Below are 12,758 nucleotides of genomic sequence, written 5' to 3'. Positions count from 1 at the left end.
CGGCCTCAGGCCCGGAAGACGTGCCGGCGGATCGCCGCGGCGTTGGAGAAGATGCGGATACCGAAGACGACGACCACACCGGTGGAGAGCTGCGCTCCGACACCCAGCTTGTCGCCCAGGAACACGATCAGTGCGGCCACGACGACGTTCGAGAGGAACGACACCACGAAGACCTTGTCGACGAAGATGCCGTCGAGCATGGCCCGCAGACCACCGAAGACTGCATCGAGAGCAGCCACGACAGCGATCGGGAGATAGGGCTCGACCACCGCCGGCACCTCGGGCCGGACCAACAGTCCGACCACGACTCCCACGACGAGGCCCAGTACGGCGATCACGATGTGCCCTTCCCTGTGTCTGCCGCACCACTGCCGGTGTCTGCGGCCTTCGGCTCTGCTGTTCGTACGATGAGGCTGGGCGCAGCCGGGAGGCGCACCTCGTCCTGGACGGACATGCTGGTCCGGATGTCGAAGGTGTCCTTCAGCGCCCTCAGGTACTGGCCGTCGGCACTGTCCTCGAAAGCGGTGCTGAGCCGCTTCCCGTCCCCCACCGCAAGCACCGTGTACGGCGGCACGAGCGGTCTGTTGTCGACCAGTATGGCGTCGCCCGCGGCGCGGATCGCCGACAGGGCCGTCAGCCGCTGCCCGTTGATGGCGATGGACTCCGCACCGGACTGCCAGAGGCCGTTGACGACCCGTTGCATGTCCCGGTCGCGCACCCGCCCCGTGTCGGTGAAACCAGTGGTCTCACGCGGTCCGCCGCCGCCCTGGTCGGTGCCCTTGGCATCGTCGACGACAAGTTTCACACCGGGTCCCTTGACGGCGGTCGCCCCGGAGAGCAACGCCACGAGCTGGCCCTGGTCCCCGCCATGCTTTTCCAACGCTTTACGTTGCCGCTCGCCCACGTCGTCACGGGCTTTGTCGACCTGGGACTCCAGCTTGTCGGCCGCCGACGTCTCCGTGTCGATACGTTCGATGAGCTCCCCGCGCTCCTTGGCCAGAACCGGCGCCGATACACGCGCCTCCGCGGCGCCCAGGGTGACGACGAGAGCAGCCAGCACAAGGCCCGCCGCGAGGCCCAGTTTCGCCTTCAGTGTGCGGGGCATGGCCGCACTCCCGTCGGCCTTGCGCTTGGCCGTGGCCTCGGCGTAGCCGTCGTCCAGGCTGTGGTCCATGACATTGGTCAGCAGCGACATGGACGCGTCAGGGCGCGCGGGCGGCGAGGGGGTACTCCGATCGGGGGGCTGCTGCGACATGCCGCACATCGTCGCACGCCGCAGCTAGTACCGCCGAATGGCCCCACCCGCGCGCCGGGAAGCGTCTGCGCGACACCTCCCGGCGCACCGGCGGCAGGTCACTGACCTGCGCTGTCCACGATCGCCGACCATTCGTCGAGCAGCGCCTGCGCCGAAGCGTCGTCGGGGCCCTCCGCCCACAGATGGGTGACGGCCTCGGCCGGGTCGGGAAGCACCATCACCCAGCGCCCGTCCGCCTCGACGACCCGCACGCCGTCGGTGGTGTCGACGTCACGGTCCCCGGCGGCTTCCACCACCCGACGCATGACCAGTCCCTTGACGGCCCAGGGCGTGGCCAGATCGCGGCGCAACACGTGCGCGAGGGGAATCCGGGCATCGATCTGGCTGAGCGTGAGCTGGGTCCGCGCGACGAGCCCGAGAAGCCGTACGAAGGCTGCCGAACCGTCGAAGACGCTGCTGAATTCGGGGACGATGAAACCGCCCCGCCCGTCTCCTCCGAAGATGGTGCCTTCCTCGCGTCCCACGCGCGTCAGGTCGTCCGGCGATGTCGTCGTCCATTCCACCTGCGTGCCGTGGTAGGCGGCGACCTGCTCGGCGACCCTCGTCGTGGTCACCGGCAATGCCACCCGGCCGCTGCGCCGCTCGGCGGCCACCAGGTCGAGCAGGACCAGAAGGGCCCGATCGTCCTCAACGATCCGGCCCCGCTCGTCGACCAGGGAGAGCCGCTCCCCGACCGGGTCGAAGCGCACGCCGAATGCGGCCCGTGCCGAGGAGACGATCTCCCCGAGCCGCACGAGCCCGGAGCGTCGGGCGTCGGCGGACTCCGTGGGCCGTGATTCGTCGAGCCCGGGATTGATGGTCAGCGCGTCCACGCCGAGCCGCCCGAGCAGACTGGGCAGAACAAGTCCGGCACTGCCGTTGGACGCATCGACGACAACCTTGAGACCGGCGGCGGAGATCCCGGCGGTGTCCACATTGCGCAGCAATGACCCTGTGTAGGAGTCGAAGACGCTGGACGGAAAGTGCAGATCCCCGATCTCCCCCGGGAAGGCCCGGCGGTACTCCTGGCGGGCGTAGACCCGGTCCAGCTTCCGCTGCCCCGCCTGGGAGAGGTCTGCCCCCCGCTCGTCGATGAACATGATGTCCACCGAGTCCGGCACCCCGGGCGACGTACGGATCATGATCCCGCCCGCGCTGCCCCGAGCGGTCTGCTGACGTGCGACCGGAAGCGGCACGTTCTCCAGGTCCCGTACGTCGATGGCACTGGCCTGCAACGCTGAGATCACGGCCCTCTTCAGCGCACGGGCGCCGCGGGAGTGGTCACGGGCGGTGGTGACGGTCGACCCCTTCTTGAGGGTGGTGGCGTACGCACCGGCGAGCCGGACGGCGAGCTCCGGCGTGATCTCCACGTTCAGGATTCCTGAGACACCTCGGGCACCGAAGAGATGTGCCTGCCCCCGTGACTCCCAGATCACCGAGGTGTTGACGAAGGCGCCGGCCTCGATGGTCTTGAACGGGTAGACCCGGACATTGCCCTGAATGATCGATTCCTCACCGACCAGGCACTCGTCCCCGATGACCGCACCGTCCTCGATGCGGGCAGCCCGCATGATGTCGGTGTTCTTGCCGATCACGCAGCCGCGCAGATTGCAGTGCTGGCCGATGTAGACGTTGTCGTGGATCACCGCCCTGTGCAGAAACGCCCCGGTCTTGACGACGACGTTCGAACCGACGACCGTGTGCTCGCGGATCTCGACACCGGCCTCGATCTTCGCGTAGTCCCCGATGTAGACGGGTCCGCGGAGCACCGCATCAGGATGGACCTCGGCGCCTTCCGCAACCCATACACCGGGCGAGATCTCGAAGCCGTCGATCTCCACGTCGACCTTGCGCTCCAGGACGTCGGCCTGAGCCTTCACATAGCTCTCGTGCGTGCCCACGTCCTCCCAGTAGCCCTCGGCGACATAGCCGTAGATCGGCTTGCCTTCCTTCATGAGCTGCGGGAAGACATCACCGGACCAGTCCACCGAGACGTCGGCCTGGACGTAGTCGAAGACCTCGGGTTCCATGACATAGATGCCCGTGTTGACGGTGTCCGAGAAAACCTGGCCCCAGGTGGGCTTCTCCAGGAATCGCTCGACCTGACCCGCCTCGTCGACAATCGTGATTCCGAATTCCAGTGGATTCGGAACTCGGGTCAGGCACACCGTGACCAGCCCGCCTTTTTCCTTGTGGAAGGCGATGAGGTCGGTCAGGTCGAAGTCCGTGAGCGCGTCGCCGGAAATGACGAGGAAGGTGTCGTCCTTGAGTGCTTCCTCGGCGTTCTTTACGCTGCCGGCTGTCCCGAGAGGTTTCTCCTCGTTGGCATAGCTGAGCTCCATCCCGAGCTCTTCGCCGTCGCCGAAGTAGTTCTTGACGAGGGAGGCGAGAAACTGGACGGTCACGACGGTCTCATTGAGCCCATGCCGTTTCAGCAGCCGCAGCACATGCTCCATGATCGGCCGATTGGCGACGGGCAGGAGCGGCTTGGGCATGCTGGAAGTCATGGGGCGAAGGCGTGTGCCTTCACCACCAGCCATCACGACGGCCTTCATGTCGGCAACGTCCTCCTTGAAGAGACGACGGTTTAGCCGACTTCGCCCGTCAGGGCAACATCTCAGAGTTCAGCCGCGGACCGGCCACACTGCGCGGCACCGCATCAAACGAGCTCAATCGGCTACTGCATCCGCCTTGACGAGTCGGCGGACCTGAACCACGTAGAGGATTCCTGCCCACCAATAGAGCGTTGTACCCCATCCTGCGAACGCCCATCCGAAAACGGCGGCCAGCGATCCAAGCCAACCACTTGCGTCGCTGAGCAGCAACAAGGGGAAGGCGTACATCAGGTTGAACGTAGCCGCCTTCCCCAGGAAGTTCACCTGGGGTGGTGGATAGCCGTGGCGTCGCAGGATTCCAACCATCACGAGAAGCATCAGTTCACGGGCCAGGAGTGCCGCTGTGAGCCAGAGCGGAAGGATCTCCCGCCAGGTCAGTCCGACGAGGGTCGAAAGGATGTAGAGGCGATCAGCGGCCGGGTCCAGGAGCCGCCCGAGGCTGCTGATCTGGTTCCATCGGCGGGCGAGTTTACCGTCGAGGTAGTCGCTGATGCCGCTGAGCATCAGCACGAGCAGCGCCCAGCCATCGCTCTTGGGCCCGCCGAACTCAGGGCGAAGAATCAGCCACAGGAAGAGCGGTACCCCGACCAGGCGCGCCATGCTGAGGATGTTGGGGATGGTGAGGACCCGGTCCGTCTGAACCCGAGTCTCCTGGACCTCCACCCGGGGGCCTCCTGTGAACGTGCCAATGATGCCCCCTGACCCTACCCTCAGCCTTCGCCGGCACCTGCACGGGGGTGACAAAGGGGGCATTGTGAACGCAGAAAAGCCCCGCACCAGAGGTGCGGGGCTTTCCCGGAATAATTGTTCGGCGGCGTCCTACTCTCCCACAGGGTCCCCCCTGCAGTACCATCGGCGCTGAAAGGCTTAGCTTCCGGGTTCGGAATGTAACCGGGCGTTTCCCTAACGCAATGACCACCGAAACACTATGAAATTAACCAACACCGGGCAACAACACGGCCGTTCGTTATTTCAGAACTAACACAGTGGACGCGAGCAACTGAGGACAAGCCCTCGGCCTATTAGTACCAGTCAGCTCCACCCGTTACCAGGCTTCCACATCTGGCCTATCAACCCAGTCGTCTACTGGGAGCCTTAACCCCTCAAAGGGGGTGGGAATACTCATCTCGAAGCAGGCTTCCCGCTTAGATGCTTTCAGCGGTTATCCTTTCCGAACGTAGCCAACCAGCCATGCCCTTGGCAGGACAACTGGCACACCAGAGGTTCGTCCGTCCCGGTCCTCTCGTACTAGGGACAGCCCTTCTCAATATTCCTACGCGCGCAGCGGATAGGGACCGAACTGTCTCACGACGTTCTAAACCCAGCTCGCGTACCGCTTTAATGGGCGAACAGCCCAACCCTTGGGACCGACTCCAGCCCCAGGATGCGACGAGCCGACATCGAGGTGCCAAACCATCCCGTCGATATGGACTCTTGGGGAAGATCAGCCTGTTATCCCCGGGGTACCTTTTATCCGTTGAGCGACAGCGCTTCCACAAGCCACTGCCGGATCACTAGTCCCGACTTTCGTCCCTGCTCGACCCGTCGGTCTCACAGTCAAGCTCCCTTGTGCACTTACACTCAACACCTGATTGCCAACCAGGCTGAGGGAACCTTTGGGCGCCTCCGTTACTCTTTAGGAGGCAACCGCCCCAGTTAAACTACCCATCAGACACTGTCCCTGATCCGGATCACGGACCCAGGTTAGACATCCAGCACGACCAGAGTGGTATTTCAACGGCGACTCCACAACCACTGGCGTGGCTGCTTCAAAGTCTCCCACCTATCCTACACAAGCCGAACCGAACACCAATATCAAACTGTAGTAAAGGTCCCGGGGTCTTTCCGTCCTGCTGCGCGAAACGAGCATCTTTACTCGTAGTGCAATTTCACCGGGCCTATGGTTGAGACAGTCGAGAAGTCGTTACGCCATTCGTGCAGGTCGGAACTTACCCGACAAGGAATTTCGCTACCTTAGGATGGTTATAGTTACCACCGCCGTTTACTGGCGCTTAAGTTCTCAGCTTCGCCGACCCGAAAGTCAGCTAACCGGTCCCCTTAACGTTCCAGCACCGGGCAGGCGTCAGTCCGTATACATCGCCTTACGGCTTCGCACGGACCTGTGTTTTTAGTAAACAGTCGCTTCTCGCTGGTCTCTGCGGCCACCCCCAGCTCATGGAGTAAATCCAATCACCAGTGATGGCCCCCTTCTCCCGAAGTTACGGGGGCATTTTGCCGAGTTCCTTAACCATAGTTCACCCGAACGCCTCGGTATTCTCTACCTGACCACCTGAGTCGGTTTAGGGTACGGGCCGCCATGAAACTCGCTAGAGGCTTTTCTCGACAGCATAGGATCATCCACTTCGCCACAATCGGCTCGGCATCAGGTCTCAGACTCATGTGTGACGGATTTGCCTATCACACGCCCTACACCCTTACCCCGGGACTACCACCGCCCGGGCTGGACTACCTTCCTGCGTCACCCCATCGCTTACCTAGTACAAGTCTGGTTCGTCGGCTCCACCACTACCCTCAACTCCGAAGAGATCGGGCCGGCTTCACGGACTTAGCATCGCCTGATTCAGTATTGGGCGTTTCAAAGCGGGTACCGGAATATCAACCGGTTGTCCATCGACTACGCCTGTCGGCCTCGCCTTAGGTCCCGACTTACCCTGGGCAGATCAGCTTGACCCAGGAACCCTTAGTCAATCGGCGCACACGTTTCTCACGTGTGTATCGCTACTCATGCCTGCATTCTCACTCGTGAACCGTCCACAACTCGCTTCCGCGGCTGCTTCACCCGGCACACGACGCTCCCCTACCCATCCCAGCAGGCGTTGGCCCTATACGCTGGAATGACACGACTTCGGCGGTACGCTTGAGCCCCGCTACATTGTCGGCGCGGAATCACTTGACCAGTGAGCTATTACGCACTCTTTCAAGGGTGGCTGCTTCTAAGCCAACCTCCTGGTTGTCTCTGCGACTCCACATCCTTTCCCACTTAGCGTACGCTTAGGGGCCTTAGTCGATGCTCTGGGCTGTTTCCCTCTCGACCATGGAGCTTATCCCCCACAGTCTCACTGCCGTGCTCTCACTTACCGGCATTCGGAGTTTGGCTAAGGTCAGTAACCCGGTAGGGCCCATCGCCTATCCAGTGCTCTACCTCCGGCAAGAAACACACGACGCTGCACCTAAATGCATTTCGGGGAGAACCAGCTATCACGGAGTTTGATTGGCCTTTCACCCCTAACCACAGGTCATCCCCCAGGTTTTCAACCCTGGTGGGTTCGGTCCTCCACGAAGTCTTACCTCCGCTTCAACCTGCCCATGGCTAGATCACTCCGCTTCGGGTCTTGAGCGTGCTACTAAAACGCCCTATTCGGACTCGCTTTCGCTACGGCTTCCCCACACGGGTTAACCTCGCAACACACCGCAAACTCGCAGGCTCATTCTTCAAAAGGCACGCAGTCACGACTGTTGCTCCGAAGAACAACAGCGACGCTCCCACGGCTTGTAGGCACACGGTTTCAGGTACTATTTCACTCCGCTCCCGCGGTACTTTTCACCATTCCCTCACGGTACTATCCGCTATCGGTCACCAGGGAATATTTAGGCTTAGCGGGTGGTCCCGCCAGATTCACACGGGATTTCTCGGGCCCCGTGCTACTTGGGTGTCTCTTAAACGAGCCGTCAATGTTTCAGCTACGGGGGTCTTACCCTCTACGCCGGACCTTTCGCATGTCCTTCGCCTACATCAACGGTTTCTGACTCGTCTCACGGCCGGCAGACCGTGAAAAAGAGATCCCACAACCCCGCATGCGCAACCCCTGCCGGGTATCACACGCATACGGTTTGGCCTCATCCAGTTTCGCTCGCCACTACTCCCGGAATCACGGTTGTTTTCTCTTCCTGAGGGTACTGAGATGTTTCACTTCCCCTCGTTCCCTCCACACTGCCTATGTGTTCAGCAGCGGGTGACAGCCCATGACGACTGCCGGGTTTCCCCATTCGGACACCCCCGGATCAAAGCTCGGTTGACAGCTCCCCGGGGCCTATCGTGGCCTCCCACGTCCTTCATCGGTTCCTGGTGCCAAGGCATCCACCGTGCGCCCTTAAAAACTTGGCCACAGATGCTCGCGTCCACTGTGCAGTTCTCAAACAACGACCAGCCACCCATCACCCCACCCTTATCAGGTGAGTTCACTGGGGCCGGCAACTGAAGGCGACCATACGGCCGTACCCTCAGATACCCAACAACGTGCCCGACACAACCGATCCCTTCCCACGTTCCACGCCGAAGCAGTACTAGTGAAAAACAACCTGTCGTGCCGAATAGTCAACGTTCCACCCATGAGCTACCACCGTCGAACATTTGCCGACGTAGTGGCCTCTGACCAAGCAGGCTTGGTAAGAAGTGCTCCTTAGAAAGGAGGTGATCCAGCCGCACCTTCCGGTACGGCTACCTTGTTACGACTTCGTCCCAATCGCCAGTCCCACCTTCGACAGCTCCCTCCCACAAGGGGTTGGGCCACCGGCTTCGGGTGTTACCGACTTTCGTGACGTGACGGGCGGTGTGTACAAGGCCCGGGAACGTATTCACCGCAGCAATGCTGATCTGCGATTACTAGCAACTCCGACTTCATGGGGTCGAGTTGCAGACCCCAATCCGAACTGAGACCGGCTTTTTGAGATTCGCTCCGCCTCGCGGCATCGCAGCTCATTGTACCGGCCATTGTAGCACGTGTGCAGCCCAAGACATAAGGGGCATGATGACTTGACGTCGTCCCCACCTTCCTCCGAGTTGACCCCGGCAGTCTCCTGTGAGTCCCCATCACCCCGAAGGGCATGCTGGCAACACAGAACAAGGGTTGCGCTCGTTGCGGGACTTAACCCAACATCTCACGACACGAGCTGACGACAGCCATGCACCACCTGTATACCGACCACAAGGGGGGCACCATCTCTGATGCTTTCCGGTATATGTCAAGCCTTGGTAAGGTTCTTCGCGTTGCGTCGAATTAAGCCACATGCTCCGCTGCTTGTGCGGGCCCCCGTCAATTCCTTTGAGTTTTAGCCTTGCGGCCGTACTCCCCAGGCGGGGAACTTAATGCGTTAGCTGCGGCACCGACGACGTGGAATGTCGCCAACACCTAGTTCCCAACGTTTACGGCGTGGACTACCAGGGTATCTAATCCTGTTCGCTCCCCACGCTTTCGCTCCTCAGCGTCAGTAATGGCCCAGAGATCCGCCTTCGCCACCGGTGTTCCTCCTGATATCTGCGCATTTCACCGCTACACCAGGAATTCCGATCTCCCCTACCACACTCTAGCCTGCCCGTATCGACTGCAGACCCGGGGTTAAGCCCCGGGCTTTCACAACCGACGCAACAAGCCGCCTACGAGCTCTTTACGCCCAATAATTCCGGACAACGCTTGCGCCCTACGTATTACCGCGGCTGCTGGCACGTAGTTAGCCGGCGCTTCTTCTGCAGGTACCGTCACTTTCGCTTCTTCCCTGCTGAAAGAGGTTTACAACCCGAAGGCCGTCATCCCTCACGCGGCGTCGCTGCATCAGGCTTTCGCCCATTGTGCAATATTCCCCACTGCTGCCTCCCGTAGGAGTCTGGGCCGTGTCTCAGTCCCAGTGTGGCCGGTCGCCCTCTCAGGCCGGCTACCCGTCGTCGCCTTGGTAGGCCATCACCCCACCAACAAGCTGATAGGCCGCGGGCTCATCCTTCACCGCCGGAGCTTTTAACCCCGTCCCATGCGGGACAGAGTGTTATCCGGTATTAGACCCCGTTTCCAGGGCTTGTCCCAGAGTGAAGGGCAGATTGCCCACGTGTTACTCACCCGTTCGCCACTAATCCACCCCGAAGGGCTTCATCGTTCGACTTGCATGTGTTAAGCACGCCGCCAGCGTTCGTCCTGAGCCAGGATCAAACTCTCCGTGAATGTTCTCCCGTAATCGGGATGACACACACGAGAGCGGAACGACCGGTCGGAATAGGACCGATCGTTCACAGCGTCCTCGCTGTGTAATTGCCTACCGGAACCGTGAGGCCCGGCAGGACTTTCAAAGGAACCTCCAACCTGCCGAAGCAGGCCGGGGTATCAACATATCTGGCGTTGACTTTTGGCACGCTGTTGAGTTCTCAAGGAACGGATGCTTCCTTTGTACTCACCCTCTCGGGCTTTCCTCCGGGCTTTCCCTTCGGTCTTGCGTTTCCGACTCTATCAGACTCTTTCGTGTCCGATTCCCGGTCGAAGCGGGCCCTCTGCGAAGCAGAAGATTTGTTACTGCGCTTTCCAGTTCTTCGCTTTCGCGTTTCCCTTTCCGGCGAGTCCGACTCTATCAGGCCTTTTCCATTTCCTTGACCAGCTGTCTGCAGGCATGCAGGTGCCGAATCCGGTTTAAGGTCTGGGCTTGATAGTCGCCGCCGACCCCCGACTGAATGTCATGTTGGGGCCAGGCAGGAGTACGACAGTACAGGCCGCAGGTAGTCGAGGCAAATCGTTTCCGGTGCACCCCTAGGTCCGCGAAGCTGCAGGACTCGGGCGGAACCGGGACTTCTTATGACTTACGCTGCTGAACAGTACGCCGTCCCCTACAGGCCGCGGCGGCGCCGAGTGAAGCTTCACCCTGGGAGGCTCCCCATGACCACTGTGACGTCCCCTCTTGCCGGACGCGCCATCGGACTCGCGGAGGTACCCGACCCGGTCTTCTCCGGCGCGATGGTGGGGCCCGGAACTGCCATCGATCCTGTGCGCGAGCCGTCCGAGGCCGTTTCGCCGGTGGACGGAATCCTTGTCTCCCTGCACCCGCACGCGTTCGTCGTCGTGGACGGGCATGGGCACGGGGTGCTGACCCACCTGGGCATCGACACCGTGCAACTCAATGGCGAGGGCTTCGAGCTTCTCGTCAACAAGGGCGACACCGTCACGCGCGGTCAGGGCATCGTGCGCTGGAACCCGGTCGCGGTGGAAGAGGCCGGCAAGTCCGCGATCTGCCCGATCGTGGCGCTGGAGGCCACTGTCGAGTCGCTCTCCGACGTCCGTGAGGACGGGGAAGTGAAGGTCGGCGACGCGCTCTTCGGTTGGCAGTGACGCACTCGGCGCAGTAACAGGCAGTCGGTACACATCGCGGTGGCACGGGATCGCCGCACAATCGGAGACGGTGAAATGGAGACAACGCTGCGAGGCGTCGGCGTGAGCCACGGTGTGGCGATCGGCGAGGTTCGGCACATGGGTACGGCTGTCCTGGAGCCGCCGGCCAAGCAGATCCCGGCGGAGGAGGCCGAGCGCGAGCAGGGACGTGCTCGCCAGGCTGTGGACGCTGTTGCGGCCGACCTGAATGCGCGCGGCAATCTGGCCGGCGGCGAGGCGCAGGCCGTGCTCGAGGCACAGGCCCTGATGGCGCAGGACCCCGAGCTGATGGCCGATGTGGACCGGCGGATCGCCGTCGGGAGCAGTGCCGAGCGTGCGGTGTACGACGCCTTCGCCGCCTATCGGGCTCTGCTCGCCGCTGCCGGGGAGTACCTGGCGGGGCGGGTCGCGGACCTCGACGACGTGCGCAACCGGATCGTGGCGCGGTTGCTCGGTGTGCCGATGCCGGGTGTACCGGACAGCGACGAGCCGTACGTACTGATCGCACGGGACCTGGCGCCTGCCGATACTGCCCTGCTCGACCCGACGCTGGTGCTCGGCTTCGTCACCGAGGAGGGCGGACCGACCAGTCACAGTGCGATTCTCGCGCGGGCGCTCGGTGTGCCGGCCGTAGTGGCTCTCCCCGGGGCCGGTGAGCTGGCCGAGGGCACCGTGATCGCGGTGGACGGCAGCACCGGCGAGATCTTCGTCGAGCCGAGCGACGAGAAGCGTGCCGAGATGGAGAGCGCTGCGGCGGCGCGCAAGGCTGCGCTGTCCGCCTCGACCGGTCCGGGTGCGACGTCCGACGGTCACAAGGTGCCGCTGCTCGCCAATGTGGGCGGGCCCGGCGATGTGCCGGCGGCGGTCGAGGCCGGTGCCGAGGGTGTGGGGCTGTTCCGTACGGAGTTCCTGTTCCTGGACGACAGCAAGCAGGCGCCGTCCGAGGATAAGCAGGTCGCGGCGTACCGGGCGGTGCTGGAGGCGTTCCCCGAGGGGCGTGTCGTGGTGCGGGTGCTGGATGCCGGCGCGGACAAGCCGCTCGACTTCCTGACGCCCGCGGACGAGCCGAACCCGGCGCTGGGTGTGCGGGGGCTCCGCACTCTGCTGGACCACCCGGAGGTGTTGCGGAGCCAGCTGACCTCGCTGGCGAAGGCCGCCGAGGGGCTTCCCGTCCATCTGGAGGTCATGGCGCCCATGGTGGCGGACCGCACGGACGCGAAGGCGTTCGCCGACGCGTGCCGGGCGGCCGGGCTGCACGCGAAGTTCGGCGCGATGGTGGAGATTCCGTCCGCCGCTCTCCGGGCCCGCTCGATCCTGCAGGAGGTGGAGTTCCTGTCGCTGGGCACCAATGACCTGGCGCAGTACACCTTCGCCGCCGACCGTCAGGTGAGTGCGGTGTCCCGGCTGCAGGATCCGTGGCAGCCCGCGCTGCTGGACCTCGTGGCACTGTCGGCCGATGCGGCCAAGGCCGAGGACAAGAGCTGCGGTGTCTGTGGTGAGGCCGCCGCCGATCCGCTGCTCGCCTGCGTGCTGACCGGTCTGGGTGTCACCTCCCTGTCGATGGGCGCCGCGTCCATTCCTTATGTCCGGGCCACGCTGGCGAAGCACACGCTCGCGCAGTGCGAGCGTGCCGCTGCTGCCGCGCGCGCTGCGGATTCCGCCGATGAGGCGCGGCTCGCGGCTCAGACGGTGCTGTCGGGCGAGTAG

Annotated in this window: 6 protein-coding genes and 3 rRNA genes; 2 read left to right on the top strand and 7 right to left on the bottom strand. The window is 62.9% G+C overall.

What is annotated here, in order from left to right:
• Nucleotides 1-5 precede the first annotated feature (5 nt).
• From OH809_RS35060 to OH809_RS35030, 7 genes are all read right to left on the bottom strand, one after another.
• Nucleotides 6-338, bottom strand: a complete 333-nt coding sequence (locus OH809_RS35060; protein ID WP_023543062.1) for a small basic family protein — start codon at nucleotides 336-338, stop codon at nucleotides 6-8.
• Nucleotides 335-1,255: a DUF881 domain-containing protein gene (locus OH809_RS35055; protein WP_406417504.1), complete on the bottom strand. Its 921-nt coding sequence runs from the start codon at nucleotides 1,253-1,255 to the stop codon at nucleotides 335-337. The genes OH809_RS35060 and OH809_RS35055 overlap by 4 nt, the downstream gene beginning before the upstream one ends.
• Before the next feature lie 98 nt (nucleotides 1,256-1,353).
• Nucleotides 1,354-3,849: a sugar phosphate nucleotidyltransferase gene (locus OH809_RS35050; RefSeq protein WP_406516034.1), complete on the bottom strand. Its 2,496-nt coding sequence runs from the start codon at nucleotides 3,847-3,849 to the stop codon at nucleotides 1,354-1,356.
• Nucleotides 3,850-3,963: 114 nt separating this feature from the next.
• Nucleotides 3,964-4,572, bottom strand: coding sequence for a CDP-alcohol phosphatidyltransferase family protein (locus OH809_RS35045; RefSeq protein ID WP_266988138.1), 609 nt, complete (start codon nucleotides 4,570-4,572; stop codon nucleotides 3,964-3,966).
• A 143-nt stretch (nucleotides 4,573-4,715) separates the two neighbouring features.
• Nucleotides 4,716-4,832: ribosomal RNA gene (gene rrf / locus OH809_RS35040) — 5S ribosomal RNA — on the bottom strand.
• A 79-nt stretch (nucleotides 4,833-4,911) separates the two neighbouring features.
• Nucleotides 4,912-8,035, bottom strand: a 23S ribosomal RNA gene (locus tag OH809_RS35035).
• Nucleotides 8,036-8,334: 299 nt separating this feature from the next.
• Nucleotides 8,335-9,860, bottom strand: a 16S ribosomal RNA gene (locus OH809_RS35030).
• The 16S, 23S and 5S rRNA genes sit together here, the layout of an rRNA operon.
• A gap of 702 nt (nucleotides 9,861-10,562) precedes the next feature.
• Between OH809_RS35030 and OH809_RS35025 the strand changes: the two genes are divergently transcribed.
• Nucleotides 10,563-11,012, top strand: a complete 450-nt coding sequence (locus tag OH809_RS35025; protein WP_406417508.1) for a PTS glucose transporter subunit IIA — start codon at nucleotides 10,563-10,565, stop codon at nucleotides 11,010-11,012.
• Between the two features lie 75 nt (nucleotides 11,013-11,087).
• Nucleotides 11,088-12,758: a phosphoenolpyruvate--protein phosphotransferase gene (ptsP, locus tag OH809_RS35020; protein ID WP_406417510.1), complete on the top strand. Its 1,671-nt coding sequence runs from the start codon at nucleotides 11,088-11,090 to the stop codon at nucleotides 12,756-12,758.

Origin of the sequence: Streptomyces sp. NBC_00873, from assembly GCF_045207415.1 — a bacterium.
In the GTDB taxonomy this organism is placed as follows: Bacteria; Actinomycetota; Actinomycetes; order Streptomycetales; family Streptomycetaceae; genus Streptomyces.
The sequence above is the reverse complement of the archived record's forward strand: the minus strand, read 5'-3'. Positions and strand labels throughout refer to the sequence as shown.